At 72.2% G+C, this 17,110-nt stretch carries 12 protein-coding genes; 2 read left to right on the top strand and 10 right to left on the bottom strand.

Annotation, left to right across the window (positions count from 1 at the left end; translation table 11 throughout):
* Positions 1 to 5: 5 nt before the first annotated feature.
* The 3 genes from ACHBTE_RS19400 to ACHBTE_RS19390 all read right to left on the bottom strand — a co-directional run bounded on the left by ACHBTE_RS19400 (position 6) and on the right by ACHBTE_RS19390 (position 5,394).
* Entirely contained in the window at positions 6 to 962 is a 957-nt protein-coding gene (locus ACHBTE_RS19400) for an EamA family transporter (protein ID WP_394725197.1), read from the bottom strand.
* 159 nt (positions 963 to 1,121) lie between these two features.
* Positions 1,122 to 2,246 carry a lipid II:glycine glycyltransferase FemX gene (locus ACHBTE_RS19395; protein WP_394725196.1) on the bottom strand — a complete coding sequence of 375 codons (1,125 nt, stop codon included), beginning with the start codon at positions 2,244 to 2,246 and terminating at the stop codon, positions 1,122 to 1,124.
* A 205-nt stretch (positions 2,247 to 2,451) separates the two neighbouring features.
* Entirely contained in the window at positions 2,452 to 5,394 is a 2,943-nt protein-coding gene (locus tag ACHBTE_RS19390; RefSeq protein ID WP_394725195.1) for an FAD-binding and (Fe-S)-binding domain-containing protein, read from the bottom strand.
* A 161-nt stretch (positions 5,395 to 5,555) separates the two neighbouring features.
* On the opposite strand from ACHBTE_RS19390, the gene serC reads away from it, so the two are divergent.
* Complete coding sequence (gene serC, locus ACHBTE_RS19385) at positions 5,556 to 6,674, top strand: phosphoserine transaminase (RefSeq protein WP_394725194.1); 1,119 nt, start codon at positions 5,556 to 5,558, stop codon at positions 6,672 to 6,674.
* 82 nt (positions 6,675 to 6,756) lie between these two features.
* On the opposite strand, the gene ACHBTE_RS19380 is transcribed toward serC, so the two are convergent.
* From ACHBTE_RS19380 to ACHBTE_RS19360, 5 genes are all read right to left on the bottom strand, one after another.
* Complete coding sequence (locus tag ACHBTE_RS19380; protein WP_394725192.1) at positions 6,757 to 11,232, bottom strand: CHAT domain-containing protein; 4,476 nt, start codon at positions 11,230 to 11,232, stop codon at positions 6,757 to 6,759.
* Positions 11,229 to 12,179, bottom strand: coding sequence for a hypothetical protein (locus tag ACHBTE_RS19375; protein ID WP_394725191.1), 951 nt, complete (start codon positions 12,177 to 12,179; stop codon positions 11,229 to 11,231). Before ACHBTE_RS19375 ends, ACHBTE_RS19380 begins: the two co-directional genes overlap by 4 nt.
* Positions 12,176 to 12,574: a hypothetical protein gene (locus ACHBTE_RS19370; RefSeq protein WP_394725190.1), complete on the bottom strand. Its 399-nt coding sequence runs from the start codon at positions 12,572 to 12,574 to the stop codon at positions 12,176 to 12,178. The genes ACHBTE_RS19375 and ACHBTE_RS19370 overlap by 4 nt, the downstream gene beginning before the upstream one ends.
* 188 nt (positions 12,575 to 12,762) lie before the next feature.
* Complete coding sequence (locus tag ACHBTE_RS19365) at positions 12,763 to 13,590, bottom strand: ABC transporter permease (protein ID WP_394725189.1); 828 nt, start codon at positions 13,588 to 13,590, stop codon at positions 12,763 to 12,765.
* The gene (locus ACHBTE_RS19360; protein WP_394725188.1) at positions 13,587 to 14,561 is read right to left on the bottom strand and encodes an ATP-binding cassette domain-containing protein; all 975 of its coding nucleotides are present in this window, start codon (positions 14,559 to 14,561) and stop codon (positions 13,587 to 13,589) included. Before ACHBTE_RS19360 ends, ACHBTE_RS19365 begins: the two co-directional genes overlap by 4 nt.
* An 86-nt stretch (positions 14,562 to 14,647) precedes the next feature.
* Between ACHBTE_RS19360 and ACHBTE_RS19355 the strand changes: the two genes are divergently transcribed.
* Positions 14,648 to 15,457 carry a TetR/AcrR family transcriptional regulator gene (locus tag ACHBTE_RS19355; RefSeq protein ID WP_394725187.1) on the top strand — a complete coding sequence of 270 codons (810 nt, stop codon included), beginning with the start codon at positions 14,648 to 14,650 and terminating at the stop codon, positions 15,455 to 15,457.
* 42 nt (positions 15,458 to 15,499) lie between these two features.
* On the opposite strand, the gene ACHBTE_RS19350 is transcribed toward ACHBTE_RS19355, so the two are convergent.
* Both ACHBTE_RS19350 and ACHBTE_RS19345 read right to left on the bottom strand, forming a co-directional pair.
* The gene (locus ACHBTE_RS19350; RefSeq protein ID WP_394725186.1) at positions 15,500 to 16,057 is read right to left on the bottom strand and encodes a hypothetical protein; all 558 of its coding nucleotides are present in this window, start codon (positions 16,055 to 16,057) and stop codon (positions 15,500 to 15,502) included.
* A gap of 71 nt (positions 16,058 to 16,128) precedes the next feature.
* Positions 16,129 to 17,103 carry a WD40 repeat domain-containing protein gene (locus tag ACHBTE_RS19345; RefSeq protein WP_394725185.1) on the bottom strand — a complete coding sequence of 325 codons (975 nt, stop codon included), beginning with the start codon at positions 17,101 to 17,103 and terminating at the stop codon, positions 16,129 to 16,131.
* Positions 17,104 to 17,110: the final 7 nt, after the last annotated feature.

Below are 17,110 nucleotides of genomic sequence, written 5' to 3'. Positions count from 1 at the left end.
CGGGACTAGCCCTTGTCGCGCTTCGAGGCCCTCGCCCTGCCCCGCCCCACCTGCGTCCGGACCGCGCCCATGCTCGCCGCGATGACCAGGGCGATCGCCAGGGCCTGGACGGTGGAGAGGGCCTGGTCGAGGACGAGGAAGCCGGCTGTCGCGGCGACCGCCGGTTCCAGGCTCATCAGGATCGCGAAGGTGGCCGCGGGAAGGCGGCGCAGGGCGAGGAGTTCGAGGGTGTAGGGGAGGACGGAGGAGAGGATCGCCACGGCCGCGCCGAGGCCGAGGGTCACCGGGTCGAGGAGCTTCGTACCCGACTCGGCGACGCCCAGCGGCACGAACAGGACGGCCGCCACCGCCATCGCCAGGGCGAGACCGTCGGCCTGGGGGAAGCGTCGGCCCGTGCGGGCGCTGAAGATGATGTAGGCCGCCCACATGGCACCGGCCGCCAGGGCAAAAGCCACACCTATGGGGTCGAGGCTGTCGAAGCCCCCACCGCTGAGGAGGAACACGCCGCCCAGGGCGAGCCCGGCCCAGACGATGTTGATCGCGCGGCGTGAGGTCAGGACGGACAGGGCGAGGGGCCCGAGGACCTCCAGGGTGACCGCGGCGCCCAGCGGGATGCGGGCGACCGACTGGTAGAAGAGGCCGTTCATCGCGGCCATGGTGACACCGAAGACGATCACCGTGCCCCAGTCGGTGCGGGAGTGGCCGCGCAGCCGGGGCCGGCAGACCACCAGCAGGACGACCGCCGCCACCACCAGCCGCAGCGCCACCACGCCGAGCGCCCCGGCCCTCGGCATCAGGCTCACCGCCAGGGCGCCGCCGAACTGCACCGAGATCCCACCGGCGAGCACCAGGCCCACGGGGCCGAGGGAGTTCCAGCGACGCGGACCACCTGTCGTCGACTCGGAGACGGCCGCCCGGGTGGGGGTCGATGAGGTCACGGCGGCGGCGTCAGGGGTGCTCACGGGCGTTCCAGGGGCTCGACTCGGGGGGTGTTCATCGTGCTGTACTGCCGAGTCCAGGGTAGTAGACCTCGTCAGGAGTGTGAACCCCGAATGCCACTGTCCCGGAGTATGGACATGTGGACAGGCGGGATGCGCGAGGCCACCGCCCCGGCCCGCGGTTCACCTGCGGGTCATGTACAGGTCCAACGCCTTGTGCAGCAGCCGGTTGAGCGGGAAGTCCCACTCCCCCAGGTACTCGATGGCCTCACCGCCGGCTCCCACCTTGAAGCGCAGCAGGCCCAGCAGATGGTTGGACTCCTCCAGGGTGTCGGTGATGCCGCGGAAGTCGTAGACGGAGGCGCCGAGCGCGTGGGCGTCGGTCATCATGCGCCACTGCATGGCGTTGTTCGGCTGTACCTCCCGCTTTCTGCTGGTGGAGGCGCCGTAGGAGTACCAGACGTGATCACCGACGGTCAGCATGGTGGCCGCGGCCAGGACGTCGCCGTCGTGGTGGGCGAGATACAGCCGCATGCGGTCGGGGTGTTCGGCCGTGAGCGCGGTCCACATGCGCTGGAAGTAGGGCAGGGGGCGCGGGATGAAGCGGTCGCGCTCGGCGGTCTCCGCGTACAGGGCGTGGAAGACGGGCAGATCGTCGTAGCCGCCGCGCACGACCTTCACGCCCGCCTTGTCGGCCTTCTTGATGTTGCGCCGCCACTGCTGGTTGAGGCCGCGCTGGATGTCGTCCAACGACCGCCCGGCGAAGGGAACCTGGCAGACGTACCGTGGCTGTCCGGCCGCGAAGCCCTCCTCGCCGCCCGGCTCGGTCTGCCGCCAGCCGGCCTGCCGCAGCCGGTCGGCGATGTCGAGGGCGCGGGTGTCGCACGACGTGGGCTCGGCGTCACGCAGGCGGCGCGCGGCCGGGTCGGCGATCGCCTCCTTCACCGCCTCGGGGCTCCAGCGGCGTACGACGACGGGCGGGCCGATCTTGACCGAGAAGGCCCCCTGCCGCTTGAGGTGGGCGAGCATCGGTTCCAGCCAGCGTTCGCAGAGATCGGGGGCGTGCCAGTCGATGAGCGGGCCCTCCGGGAGATAGGCCAGGTACTTCTTCAGCCTCGGCAACGGGCGCAGCAGCACCAGCCCCGCCCCGACCAGCCGCCCCTCCTCGTCGAACCACCCGAGACTCTCCGCCCGCCAGTCCGGCTTCACCTCACCCCAGGAGGGCACCTGTGTGTGGCTGGCGGCCGGGCGCGAGGCGACGAAGGCGAGGTGCTCGTCGCGGGTGAGGGGCCGGAGGCCGAGGGGCATGCGAGGCTCCTTCGAAACGGGGCAAATGCGCCCACCAGGCTATAGATCCCAGGCGGTGAGAGGCGGTCCGACACCAGCCCGGCGATCCGGCTGCTCACCCTGGCTCGTCCCGCCCGGCCATCCGGGTGCTCACCCTGGCTCATCCCGCCCGGCGATCCGGATGCTCACCCTGGGCTCACCCCACCCGCGCTCCGGGGCCTCGCCCCTATCCCGCCCCGTTCGTATCCCTCGCCCCATCCGCACTCTCCGCCCCCTCCGCCCCTACCGCGCCCTCCGCCCCTTCCGCCCCCTCCGCCAACGCCCGCGCCAGCACCTCCGCGAGATGCCACCCCCGGACGTCCCCCACCTGCGCCAGCTGGGTCCGGCAGGAGAACCCGTCCGCGAGCACCACGGCCTCCTCCCCCGCTCCCCGCACCGCCGGCAGCAACTGTTCCTCCGCGCACGCCACCGACACCCCGAAGTGCCCCTTCTCGAAGCCGAAGTTGCCCGCGAGGCCGCAGCAGCCGCCACTCAGTTCCCCGGACAGCCCCGCGGCCTCGCGCAGCCTGCGATCGGCCGCGTCGCCCAGGACCGCGTGCTGATGGCAGTGGGTCTGCCCGACCGCCGGCCGGTCCACGCGGGGCGGCGTCCAGTCGGGCGCCAGGCGCTCCAGCGTCTCCGCGAAGGTCAGGACACGGTCGGCCAGGCGCCGGGCCCGCGGATCGTCGTGCAGCAGTTCCGGCAGGTCGCAGCGGAGCGCCGCCGCACAGCTCGGCTCCAGCACGACGACCGGGGCGGTGGTCTCCAGCACCGGTTCCATCAGGTCGAGGGTGCGCCGCAGCACCGCGCGTGCACGGTCGAGCTGCCCTGTCGAGACGTACGTCAGCCCGCAGCAGACGCGGCCCCGCCCCCGCAGCAGGGATGCCGGATCCAGCGCCACCGTCACCCCTTCGCCCTCCCGCGGCCTGCGCAGCGGCACCGTGGGCGGCAGCGCCACCCGCAGCCCGGCCGCCTCCAGGACCCGTACGGCCGCCTGCCCCACGGACGGCGACAGGTGCTCGGTGAAGGTGTCCGGCCACAGGATGACCAGCGCACCGTCCCCCGCCGACGCCCCCCGCCGTTCCCACCACCGGCTGAACGTCCGCGTGGCCAGCCGCGGAATCTCCCGCTCCGGCGCGATCCCTCCGAGCCGTTTCGCCGCCGCCAACGGCCGGATCGCGGCCAGGGCGTTCACCAGTGCCGCCGTACGCGTACGCGCCACCAGGCGAAGCCACCGCGGGAGCCGTCCCATGCTGTGGTGCGCGGCGGGGCGGCGCCGGCCCTCGTAGTGGTGGTGCAAGAACTCCGCCTTGTAGGTGGCCATGTCGACCTCGACCGGACAGTCCGAACGGCACCCCTTGCAGGCCAGGCACAGATCCAGCGCGTCGCGCACTTCGGTCGAGCGCCACCCGTCGGTCACCAGTTCCCCGGCGAGCATCTCGTGCAGCATCCGGGCACGCCCGCGCGTGGAGTGCTCCTCCTGCCCGGTGACCCGGAAGGACGGGCACATCACGGCGGAGCCGGTCCCCGACGTCGTACGGCACTTGGCGACCCCGACGCATCTCCGTACGGCCGCCGAGAAGTCGCCGCCGTCGGCCGGGTAGCCGAAGGCCACGTCCACCGGCTCGCGGGGCAGCACGGAGAAACGGAGGTTGGAGTCGAGCGGGGCCGGGCGTACCAGCATCCCCGGGTTGAGCAGGTCGTCGGGGTCCCAGACGCCCTTGGCCCGCTCGAAGAGGGCGACCGTCTCGGCGTCGTACATCTTCGGCAGCAGCTCGGCGCGTGCCTGCCCGTCGCCGTGCTCCCCGGAGAGCGAGCCGCCGTGCGCCACGACGACCTCGGCGAGCTCCTCCGAGAAGCGCCGGAAACGGCCGACACCCGCCTCCGTCAGCAGGTCGAAGTCGATCCGGACGTGAATGCAGCCGTCGCCGAAGTGCCCGTACGGCGTCCCGCGCAGCCCGTGCGCGCTCAGCAGCGCGCGGAAGTCCCGCAGATAGGCCCCGAGCCGCTCGGGCGGAACCGCACAGTCCTCCCACCCGGGCCAGGCCTCGGTGCCGTCCGGCATCCGGGTCGCCGTGCCGCTGGCGTCCTCCCGGATGCGCCACAGGGCGCGCTGCCCGGCCGGGTCGGTCACGACCTGCGCGTCCAGAACGTCGGCGGCCCGCACGATCGCTTCCGCACGCGCGCGTGCCTCCCCGTCCGTTTCCCCGCCCGTCTCCACGAACAGCCAGGCCCCGCCCCTGGGCAGCGCGGCCGAGGCCGCCGGCGGCACCAGGTCCTGCGCCATGCCCTCCACGGTCAGCGGCGCGTACGGCAGCAGCCCGGCGGCGGCCTGCGCGGCGGCGCTCTCGTCGGCGTAGGCCAGCACGGCGAGGGCACGCGCGCGTGGCGGCTCCACCAGCCGTACGACCGCCTCCGTGAGAATCCCGAGGGTGCCCTCGCTGCCGCAGAAGGACCGGGCGACATCGGCACCCTTCTCGGGCAGCAGGGCGTCGAGGGCGTATCCGGAGATGCGGCGGGGCAGCTCGGGGAACGCGGTCCGCAGCCGGGACAGCTCCCCTTCCACCAGCCCGCGCAGCCCGTCCGGGGCGCCGGCCCACCCCTGCCCCAGCCGCAGCCTGCGCCCGCGCGCGGTCACCACGTCCAGCTCCCGCACGCTGTCCGCGGTCGTCCCCCACGCCACCGAGTGCGAGCCGCAGGAGTTGTTGCCGATCATGCCGCCGAGCGTGCACCGGCTGTGGGTGGAGGGATCGGGTCCGAAGCGGAGCCCGTGCGGGGCGGCGGCCTCCTGGAGCCGGTCGAGGACGAGACCGGGCTGGACGACGGCGGTGCGGGCCTCCGGGTCCAGCGACACGAGCCTGTTCATGTGCCGGGTGAAGTCCAGGACGACGCCGGTACCAGTGGCCTGTCCCGCGATCGAGGTCCCCCCGCCCCGTGCCACGACCGGCACCATGTGGTCCCGGCACACCTCCAGCACGGCGGCGACGTCGTCGGCGTCATGTGGTGCGACCACACCCAACGGGACGCGTCGGTAGTTGGACGCGTCCATGGTCGTCAACGCCCGGGAGGTGACATCGAACCCGACCTCGCCCCGGACGACCCTGCGCAGCTCCGCCTCAAGTTCCGACATACGTCCACTCAATCAGCCCGTCCGGGGTTTGAGGACAAGGCCCGTTCGGGGCCGAAGCGGAGGTCCGGGGGTGGCGGCCCGCAGCTCACGGGCACGACAGCCCTGTCTCACCCGACGGACGAGGTTTCACCCAGGTTTCCCGAAACGGCTACGCTCCCACCGTGGCTGAGATCCAGATTCCCGCTGACATCAAGCCCGCCGACGGACGTTTCGGCGCGGGCCCCTCCAAGGTGCGGACGGAAGCGCTGGACGCGCTGGCCGCGACCGGAACCTCCCTGCTCGGCACCTCCCACCGCCAGGCCCCCGTCAAGAACCTGGTCGGCCAGGTGCGCGAGGGCATCCGCGAGCTGTTCCAGCTGCCCGACGGCTATGAGGTCGTCCTCGGCAACGGCGGCTCGACGGCGTTCTGGGACATCGCGACGCACGGCCTGATCGAGAACAAGTCGCAGCACCTCACGTTCGGTGAGTTCAGTTCCAAGTTCGCCAAGGCCGCCAAGCTCGCCCCCTGGCTCGCCGAGCCGGACGTCATCGCCTCCGACCCCGGCACCCACCCCGAGCCGGAGGCCGCGGCGGGCGTCGACGTCTACGCCTTCACGCACAACGAGACCTCCACCGGCGTCGCCATGCCGATCAAGCGCGTGGCCGGTGCCGACGAGGGCGCGCTGGTCCTGGTCGACGCCACCTCCGGCGCCGGCGGTCTGCCGGTCGACGTCTCCGAGACGGACGTCTACTACTTCGCCCCGCAGAAGTCCTTCGCCTCCGACGGCGGCCTGTGGATCGGCGTCTTCTCCCCGGCGGCGATCGAGCGCGCCGAGCGCGTCCACGCGTCCGGCCGCCACATCCCGGAGTTCTTCAGCCTTCCCACGGCGATCGACAACTCCCGCAAGAACCAGACGTACAACACCCCGGCCCTGTCCACCCTCTTCCTGCTCAACCAGCAGCTGGAGTGGATCAACGGCCAGGGTGGCCTGGACTGGGCGGTCCGCCGCACGGCCACCTCCGCCCGCACCCTGTACGGGTGGGCCGAGGACATCAAGTACGCCAACCCGTTCGTCACCGACCCGGCCAAGCGCTCCGCGGTCATCGGCACGATCGACTTCACGGACGAGGTCGACGCCGCCGCCGTCGCCAAGGTCCTGCGCGCCAACGGCATCGTCGACACCGAGCCCTACCGCAAGCTCGGCCGCAACCAGCTGCGGGTCGCGATGTTCCCGGCGATCGACCCGGCGGACATCGAGGCGCTGACGAAGTGCGTCGACTACGTGATCGAGAAGCTGTAAGCGGCGAAGCGGCTTCGACCACGATCCCGAAGGGCGCCCGGCGAACACCCGGGCGCCCTTTGCCGTGCAGCGCGTCCGCTCCTCATGGTCCGACATGGACGAACGGCGCCCAGACGGACGGGCGTTGGGGCAGCTCGTCCCGCATGGCCAGGGTCACCCGGTGGAGCACCCGGGCGATGTCGTCCGCGTCGACCCGGCCGTCGCGCACGAGCTGCCGGTAGGTGGCGGTGCTGATCATCGCCGCTGCCGCGTCCCCCACCGACCACAAGGTGCCCACCACATGCCGCCATCCGGCGTGCTGGAGCGCGGAGGTGAGGGTGATGGCCTCGTCGAGGTTGTCCAAGCCGCCCAGCGCGGTCTGGCAGGCGGACAGGAAGGCCAGTTCACCGCGGCCGTGCCGGACGGAGGTGAGTTCCTCCACCGTCAGCATGCCGTCGTGGAGGTGCACACCCCCTTGGGAGGGATCCCTGAGGTTCTGGCCGCCATGGCAGCTGAAGTGCACCCAGGCATGCTCCGGCAACGCGTCCCCGACGGCCCGGCAGGTCGCCCGCGGGCCCGTGAGCTCGGTGCACCGTCCGGGTAACAGCGCGGTGAGGGCGGTGCTCTCGGCCTGGACGTTGGGCAGGTTCGGCAGGCCGGGGGTGGCCGCCAAGGTGACGAGAAGCAGGCGCGCGGCGTCGTCCGGGGTGCCCGGCCCGGTCCGGGGTGCCGGCCCGGTCTGGGGTTCCGGTCTCGTCCGGCTGCCGCTCAGCACCTTGAGCGTCGGAGCGTACGACGACACGACCCGGTCGAGTACGGTGCGTCCGGCGTTCTCCTGGTGGTGTCCCGCGGCGTGCAGCGGCAGCAGGGTCAGCGGTCCGGTGGGGTACCACCACACCCGGGGCAGGGCCTCGGGTGTCCCGCCGAGCGGGCCGTGTGCGTCGAGTGCGTCGAGTACGGGAGCGGCGACCGTGTCCCACAGCCAGCGCAACAGCTCGTCCACCGCCTGCTCCAGGCCGACCTGCTCCGCGAGGCCGCGCCGCCCGCCGGCGAATGCGATGAGGGCCGCCAGATAGGCGTTGGCCCGCTCCCCCGCCTCGGCGCCGCTGAGTCCGGTCAGCGGCACGCTCCGCACCGAGCCCGCCGCGACCAGCAGCGCGTCACAGCGCAGGCCGCTGACGTTGACCACCACGACAGGACCGTCCCCGAGGGCCGCGCACAGTGCCGACGCGGACAACGGCTTCAGGAACGTCTCGAAGTCGGGCAGGGACCGGACCTGCTCGACCAAGGTGTCCCAGCGTTCCGCCAGCCGCATCCTGTGGTCCGCCGGGACCGGCACGGACTCCCCGAGCAGCGACTCCGCCGGGCGGTCCAGTTCCAGGCGGACCGTGTCCAGTTCCCTCGCGAGGTCAGGCGCGGTCGCGTGCAGCTCGGCGAGATCGGACCGGACGTCGAGGATCTGCGACCAGATCACTCCGCGTCCCTGTTCCAGCAGTTCGAGGGCGAGGTCCGGCCGGTCGGCGGCGATCGCCGCGGCAGCCGCGTCCGCGGCCAGTCCACGGGCCTGGGTCAGCAGTTGCTCCCGGTCGCCGCGGCCGAGCCCGTGCCAGGCGAGCAGCGGCAGCTGGGCCACGGCGGTGGCGTAGCCGCTCAGCGCCGACTCGTGCTGGTCGCCCAGGCCGGCCGCGATCTGGCCCCACTGCCGGGCGGAGGCCAGCCTGGGCCAGGCCGGTGCCGCGGGATGACCGGCCACCTGACGCCAGCTGTCGATGGCCTCGAGGGCTTCGGCGCGCCGCCCAGTCCACTCGTACCGGCGCCGGTGCGCGTTGCCCAGGTTGACCAGCAGATGGAACCGGTCCTGGCTGTCGTCCGCGGCGAGTTCCAGACCTTGCTCATAGTGGCCGACCGCCCTGGACAGGTCCTGCGCCGCGGTGTCGTCGGCTGCCTCGCCGGCTGCTTCGTCGGCCCTGGCGACGAGGTGGACACCGAGGTTGTTCAGGTAGGAGGCCCGCCTGGGGTCCTTGGGCCCGGTCGCTTCGACCGCGGCCAGGGAGGACTCCACCGCCTGGTCCGCGTCCGCCCGCCGGCCGTCGTGCAGGTGCCGTTGATGCAGGGCGTAGGCGAGGGAGTTCAGGTAGCCGCCGCGCTGGGAGTGCCCCACCGGGGTCGCGTCGACCGCCTCCCGGGCGGTCGCGATGGCCCGCTCCAGGTCCTCGTCGTCGAACGTGCGCCGGTGCCGGGCGCGCAGCGCGATCGACAGGTTGTTCAGGCGTCCGCCGCGCCATGGCGAGCCCGGCTCGGTCAGGTCGGCGGACCGCTGCGCGAATTCGATGGTCTCGTCGAGGTCGGCGGCGGCGCCGCGTCGCTCGTACCTCGTGCCCACGGCACCGGCGAGGATCATCATCGCCGCCGCGTACTCGTCCCTGTCCTGGTCGGACCGTTCCACCGCGAGCCGCGCCTGGGCCACCGCGTCGTCGAGGTCCGCCCGGTCCCCCGAGCTCATGAACCGCTGCACCAAGGCACCCGCCAGATGGGACAGCGCCCGACCGTACGGCCCTGGAGCGGGCTGCGACGGGTCCGTCGCCGCCACCGCGGCCCGGCCGAGACCGACGGCCTCCTCGAGGTCGGCCGGTGCCCCGAGCGCCTCGTAGCGCTCTCGCAGCGTCGCGCAGAGCTGGGAGAGCACCTCATGGTGTTCCGGATGCCCGTCGGGGGCCGCTTCGAGGGCCGCGCGCCCGAGCTCGACGGCCTCCTTCCAGTCGCCGGGTGCGCCTTCGACGCGGGCCCTGCTGCGCAGATCGGTGCTGAGGTTCATCAGGAACTCGGCCTCGGGCTCCTCGGCGACAGCGGCCCGGAGCAGCGTGATCGCCTCGTTCAGCGCGTCGAGGTCCGAGGTGCGGTCGAAGCGGATGGACAGCAGCAGGGCGAGGGAGCGCCGCAGCGTCGCCCCGCTGAGGTCCGCCCTGCCGGTGCCGGATCCCTCGGCCAGGGACACCGCGCCCCGGCCGGCCTCGATCGCCGCGGCCATGTCCTCCTCGGTCTTGGTGCGGCGATAGCGCTCCGAGGTGAGGACCCACAGCTTGACCACCCGGTCGGGATACCTCGGGTGACTCCGCCGGGTCCCCGCACTCGCCTCCCTCAGGGCGTCGAGTGCCGCGTCGAGGTCCGCGAGGTCCTGACCGGCCTCGTAGGTCAGGTACCGGATCCACGCCGACTCCGCCAGGAACTCGGCGAGCTGACCCGGGTCCCGCTGCGCGCACCGGGCGACCGCCTCGTCGGCGTAGCGCAGGGACTCCTCCAGGTCGCCGCGCTCACCCTGCCTCTCGAATCGAACGCGCAGCATCCGGGCGAGATTGTGCAGGACGGAGTGGCGTTCGGCGCTGTACCCCGGATCGGTCAGCCCCTCCCGTCCGAGCGCGATCGCCCTCTCGAGGTCGGCGGGCTCGGGATGCTCGGCGCGCTCGAAGCGGGCCATCAGAGCACCGGCCAGGTTGGCCGTGACCGCCCCGCGGAAGACATACGCGGGCGGCAGGCACCGTACGGCTTCCTCGCCCAGGGCCACCGCCGCCTCGAGGTCGGCCGGGTCGGGGTCCGGTTCCATCTGCCAGCGGTTGAGATGGGCGCCCGCCGCGTTGGACAGATAGCGGGGGCGGTCGCGGTGGTCCGCAGGCAGGGCGTCCAGTGCTCGGCGACCCGCCTCGACGGCACCGGTGAGGTCGGAGAGGTCCCCGGTGTGAACGAAACGCCGCTGATGGGCGACGCCCTGTTTGGCCATCAGCACGCCACGGCTGACGTGGTCCGGTGGCAGTGCGTCGGCCGCGCGGGCCAGCAACGTGATCGCCTCGTCGACGCTCGGCAGGTCGCAGGCCCAGGACAGTGCGGCCATGGCCCGGTGGGCCCGCCGTGCCACCACCGGCTCCGCTGCGGTGAGCGGCCAGAGTTCGTCGGGCAGCTGGTCCGCGTCGACCGTCTCGATCCACCGGAAGAGCCGGACGGCTTCGTCGAGGTCGGCCGCGTGGTCCTCCTCGTCGTGGACGGCGAGATGGCGGTACCAGTGGAAGAGGGCCATGGCATGGGCGACCGGGTAGGGAATCCCGTCGGTGTCCGCGACGGTCATCACCAGGCGCCGTACCAGGGACGGACCTCGATCGTCCACCAGCCCTGACGGGTCGCCGTGGTTGCGGTAGAGGTCGACTCGCCTGCGGACTTCGTTCAGCAAGGTGTCCGGGGTCTCGGCGGACGCCCCGAGCAGGTCCAGGGCCTCCGGCGGTACGACCTCCGGGGCGGCCTCGGCGAACGGCGCGAACAGGGCCAGGGCCTGCCGGAGGTCGGGCCCCTGGTCCCGTTCGGGCAGCGCCAGATGACGGCACCAGTGGAAGAGCCCCAGGACGTAGGCGGCGTACGGGTCCAGCGCGACCGACGTGCCCGGCCCGCCGTCGTCCGTCCGATACGCCCGCAGCACGGCGTCGGCCTCCTCCAGCGCCTGCGGATCCAGGACCGTCCGGGGGTCCCCCTGCTGCCGATAGCGGTCGGTACGGTCCTTCAAGCGGTCCAGCGGACCCTCGGCTTCACCGGTCATGTCCCCTGCTCCCCGTCGGATGGGTGCTGGTAGGTGGGCGAGAACGGCACGTTCTGACGCCACTCGTCACACAGCGCCCGGTTCACGGCACGCTCCGCCGCCCGGTCGGCGGGCAGCGGCAGACGCAGTGCCGTCAGGAGTGTGAAGCGGTGCAGGTCGACGGCCGCGTGCACGGTCTCGGCATAACCGAGGGCGGCCTGCACCGCTCCGGAGTACGCGAGCACGGCGAGCGCCGCCGGCAGCAGCGCCAGGCACAGCCACCACCCGGACCGTGACAGCAGCGCGGTGGCGAACACGGCCGTGAGCGCGCCGGTCGCGGCCATCCGGACCGCGGTGTCCAGTGCGTTGCGCCGGTCGTCGACGACGGCTCGCATCCGGTCGTCGAGCAGCGGGTACAGACGTGGCCAGGCCACTACGGCGTCGAGTCCGTACGCCCGTCCCGCGGTGTCCTCCATGGCCGCGAGCACATTGCCCAGCGCCGTCGGCCGTACGAGATGGTCCGGCGCCGGAAAGCAGCGGTGCAGCGCCGATGCCGCCGCCCCCGCCCGCTGAACGTCCTCCTGCGCAGGGTCGCCGCCGGACGCGGGGCGGTTCAGCACGGCCCTGTCCGACATCCGCCGCTTCCGTACGAGCTGCCGTCGCCGGGCGAGTCCGGAGCCCAGCCGGCGCGGCCAGCCGCCCTCCAGAAGACGGACCAGGGGGAGTTGCAGCGGGGCGGCGAGCAGCGCCACGAGCAGGATCCCGAGGAGGATGCCGAGGATTTCCCCGGCCCCCAGCTGGGCCGCGGTGTCCCAGGAGGCGCTGAAGTCCAGCCCCGCTCCGGGCGCTCCGGCCCAGATGAGGGCCAGCAGGTACAGGGCGGCTGCGCACGTGGGCAGATAGCCGACCACGAAGAACCGTGCGGTGAGGACCTCTTGAGGTGGTTTCAGCAGGTCCCCCGGCCTCACCCGACGAGCTCCATCGCATGACCGCAGCCGGGACAGGCCGGCCGGAACCGGTCGTCGTGGAAGGCGCCGAATCCCTCGCCGGGGCAGCCGGGCTCGGGGCACCGGTAGTGCAGGGCGAGGTACTGGGTCGACGCACCGGGCAGGCTGCCGCCGTCGCCCTCGCCCGTGCCCCTCACCTGAACCGACACGCCGAAGGTGCGGGTCAGAAAGGACCGGGACGTCAGCACCACGGCCCGGCCGTCGACCACCAACGACACCGTCTCGGCATCCGGAGCTCTGAGCAGCACGTCCTCGATCACGGCGGCGGCATGCGCCTGAGAGGTTCCCTCGGGTACATGCACCGGGATCGCGCCGCTCGCCTCGGCGTCCGGATCGGCGAACATCCGATAATCCATCCGTTGAGAATGACACGCTTGGACATAACTGGCGCCTGTATGTGCGGAATTGACGAGACAAGACCAGACAGGGCCATGCAGGACAGACCGGACCTTCACCCGGCGCCCGCCCGCCCGTCCGCAGGCAGGCGCCGGGTGCACCGCGTGTCACGCAGCCGTACGGCCCACGGGTCACGGCGCCACGACGGTCACCGACTCAGCTTCTGGAAGCGCCGCACCGCGAGCGGCAGGAAGATCGCCGTGAGGATCACCGGCCACACCCCGGCCATCAGCAGCGCGTGCTGCTCGACCCAGGAGTCCCCGGCCACGACCCCGCCCGGCACCCCGAACAGCTCGCGGCTGGCCGCGGCCGTGGAGGAGATGGGGTTCCAGGCCGCCACCCAGCCCAGCCAGTCCGGCATCAGCTGGGGCGCGACGAAGATGCTGGAGATCATCGTCAGCGGGAAGGCGACCGCGAACAGACCGCCCGCGGCCTCCGGGTTGGGCACCATCAGGCCCAGCCACACGCCGATCCAGATCAGCGCGAACCGCAGCCACAGCAGCAGTCCGAAGGCGCCCAGCAGACCGAGCCCGCCGTCCGGGCGCCAGCCCATCGCGAAGGCCGTCAGCATCATGATCGCCAACTCGGCGCAGGCGGCGAGCAGATCGGTGATCCCGCGCCCGGCGACCACCGCGGACGAGGCCATCGGCATGGAGCGGAACCGGTCGATGACGCCCTTGGTGGAGTCGTGGACGACCAGCGTGGCGGTGTTGATGAAGCCGAACGCCATCGTCATCACGAACATGCCCGGCATCAGGAAGTCCTTGTAGTCGCCACCGCCGGGTACCTTCATGGCGCTGCCGAAGACATAGCCGTAGAGCAGGACGGACAGGATCGGGAAGCCCAGCTGCCAGGCGATGTTGACCGGTTGGCGCCGGTAATGGGTCAGGCCGCGGCGGACCATGTTCCAGACGTCGGCGAGGGTCCAGTACAGGCGGCCGTGCACGGGCGGGGCGGTGAGGTCCACGGCGGTCATACGACGGCCTCCTTCTCGGTCTTCTCGGTGCGGTGGCCGGTCAGGCTCAGGAACACGTCGTCGAGGCTGGGCCTGCGCAGTCCGATGTCCTCGACCGGAACGCCCTCGTCCTGGAGTGTGCGGGCCACCTCGGTCAGGGCGGCGACCCGGTCGACGACGGGGGCGTGCACGCGCAACTCCGTCTCGTCGGCCTCGGGTTCGCCGTCCGAGACCCGGGCGACGACCTTCACGACCCGCGGGATGTCGGACCGCTCGGCGACGACGACCTCGACACGGTCGCCGCCGACGAGGTTCTTCAGCCCGTCCGGGGTGTCGTCGGCGATGGCCCGGCCCTGGTCGATGACGGTGATGCGCGAGGCCAGCTTGTCGGCCTCCTCCAGATACTGGGTGGTCAGCAGTACGGTCGTGCCGCCCGCCACCAACCCCCGCACCGATTCCCAGACTTCGCCGCGACTGCGCGGGTCGAGTCCCGTGGTCGGCTCGTCGAGGAAGAGGACGGCCGGGGCGAGGATCATCGAGGCGGCGAGGTCGAGCCGGCGCCGCATGCCGCCGCTGTACTTGCCGACGCCCTTGTCGGCGGCGCCGGTCAGGTCGAACTGCTCCAGCAGCTCGGTGGCGCGCAGCTTCGCCCGCTTGCCGCCGAGGTGGAACAGCCGGCCGAACATCTCCAGGTTCTGCCGGCCGGTGAGCACCTCGTCCACGGCGGCGTACTGCCCGGTGAGGCCGATGCGTGCGCGGGCCTCGCGCGGCTGCCGGGCCACGTCGACCCCGGCCACGACCGCCCGGCCGCCGTCGAGCTTGAGCAGCGTCGACAGGATGCGTACGGCGGTCGTCTTACCGGCGCCGTTCGGGCCGAGCAGGCCGTGCACGGTGCCTTCGCGGACCGTGAGGTCGAAGCCGTCGAGCGCACGCTTGTCGCCGTACCGCTTCTCCAGGCCCTCGGCCCGGACCGCGTATCCGTCGTCCCCCATGGGTCCCCCTTTCCTTAACTGAGTACACCGTACCCTATTGCGCGTACAGTGTACTCGTTTTTTCCGGAAGGACTTAAGCTGACCGCATGACGAGGGGCAAGGGCGACAGGGACACCGGCGGCACGGGCACGGAGACCAGCGGGAGCGGCGACATCGCCCGCAGGCTGGAACTCCTCTGGGAGACTGGCCGCCGTCCCAGCCGCGGCCCCAAGCCGACGCTCACCCTGGACCAGATCGTGGAAGCGGCCGTCCGGGTCGCGGACGCCGAGGGCCTGGAGTCGGTGTCCATGCGCCGCGTGGCCACCGAGCTGGGCACCGGCACGATGTCGCTGTACCGGTACGTCCCCGGCAAGGCCGAGCTGCTGGACCTGATGCTGGACCGCGTCCAGCGCGCCTCCGAGAACCCGGCCGACCTCGGCGACGGCGGCTGGCGTTCGGCGCTGGAGGCCATGGGCCACGCGACCCTCGACCTGTACCGGCGTCACCCCTGGCTGCTCCAGGTCAACCAGTCCCGCCCGATCCTCGGCCCGAGCGCGTTCGACGGCATGGAGAAAGTGCTCGCCCGCATCAAACCCATGGGCCTGGCCGACCGCGAGCTGATCTCGGCGATCATCATGGTCGACGCCTATGTCGTCGGGGCCGCGCGCACCCAGCTGTACGCTCAGGAGGCGGAGCGCAGCACGGGCCTGACGGACACGGAGTTCTGGCAGGCCCAGAGCCCGATGCTGGAGAAGATCATGGCCTCCGGCCGCTACCCGCTCCTCGCCTCCCTCGACGAGAACACCTGGGGCTCCGACTTCGACCACTTCGGGTTCGGATTGCAGCGGATCCTGGACGGGCTGGAGGCCCTGGTCACCCGGCGCGCGGGCACGGACCCGCAGACGACGGCCGACTGACGGCGAGAAGGCGGCCGGTGCCGTGACACGCGCTCGTGATCACTACCTCCAGGGCGTCGGCTCCATGAGCATGGCGATCCAGCTCAGGATGCCCACAGGGAGGGCGACCAGGACGGCGTAGCCGAAACGGTCGGCCACCTTCTGGCGCCGTGAGGGCTCCCGGCGGCGTTCCGCAGGGCGCCCGCCGTTCCCGCGCGGCTTGACCGCCTGGTACGCGAGGACGGCCAGGACGACCACGCAGAGCGCGACCTGCCAGAGCTCGCCCAAGAAGCCCCAGATACCGGTCCGTTGGATTGTCTGCGCCTCGATGCCCTGGCGCGCGTCGAAGCGGGTGCCGTCCGGATAGTCGTGCCCGGTGCTCTCCAGGTGAACGGCGACGGCGTCCCCGGCGCCCCCGGCGTCCGGCGTGAAGTCGCCGTGGCAGTCGTAGTCGGAGTTCTTGCGGCTGGAGTCGGTGTCGAAGCAGCGCTCCACCTCGTAGGTGCCCGGCGTGCCGTAGATCCCCGCGGCCAACGCGAGGTCGGCGCTCGCGGTGACGCACCACAAGCCCATGACCACGGCGAGGACGCCCCCGCAGCCCCACCCGAGCACCCGCTTCACCAAACCGGCGTCACGCCCCCCTCGCCCCCTCATCCTCCCCCACCCCTCGACCCCTCGTCCCCGTCGATCCCTCATCCCCTCCGCAACAGCCGCCGCAGACCGAGGACCAGGACACAGCCGACCACGACCGCGACCGCGCCGACCTTGAGGTCACCGCTCGTGCCGCCGTCGCCGTCGCCGTCCGAGGAGGCCGAACTCCCGCTGCCGGAGGACGAGTCGGACGCCCCGCCGGCCTCGGGGGCGTCGTTGGCGATCACGGCGCTGCCGGCGCCCTCGCTGCCGAGCAGGAGCTTGGTCCCGTCGGCGGAGTAGGTGGCGGACTCGCCCTGCCCGAGGGGCACGCTGATGCGCCCGAGCCGCTTAAGTTCGCCGCCGTTCCAGTCGTACGCGATGCCGCCGAAGTAACCGCGTACGGCGAGCGTGCGGCCGTCCGGCGAGAAGGCGGCGTCCGTGGCCCACAGGTCGACCGGGGTGATGGGCTTGAAGACGTTCGTGCCCGAGGCGGAGAGCTCGGCCGGGGCCTCGTACAGATGCCCGCCGTCCTCCTGCTTGTCGATGATGTAGACACGGCCGGTCTTCGGGTGGACGACGAGCGACTCGGCGTCGCGCGGCCCGTCGGAGTACTTCACGACGTACTGCGTGGCGCGGACGGTCTGATCCTTGAGGGTCTTGGGCTCGGGCAGGCGGTAGATCCACACATAGGGCCACTCCACACCGTCGTTGTCGCCGATGTCGCCGACGTAGAGCTGGTTGTCCGGCCCCATGGAGACGGCCTCCACGTCACGCGGGGTGCCCACGCCCGTCAGGGTGATCGTCGCGACCGTCTCACCGGTGCTGCTGTCGACGGCGTACAGGAAGGCGCCCTTGTCCTGGTCGTTGTGCGTCCAGTAGATGCCCTTGTGCTGACGCGAGGCGGCGAGGCCGCTGGACTCGGTGATCCGCGGGTCCTTGATCGTGAAGTCCTCGTCGCCGTCGGCGGCGGAGGCGGGCAGCGTGAGCGCACCGGTGAGCAGGACCCCGGCGAGTATGGCGAGCGGTCGGCGCATGCCCCAA

This window comes from Streptomyces sp. M41 (assembly GCF_043673425.1).
In the GTDB taxonomy this organism is placed as follows: domain Bacteria; phylum Actinomycetota; class Actinomycetes; order Streptomycetales; family Streptomycetaceae; genus Streptomyces.
Note: the sequence above shows the minus strand (reverse complement) of the source record. Positions and strands in the feature narration are given on the sequence as shown.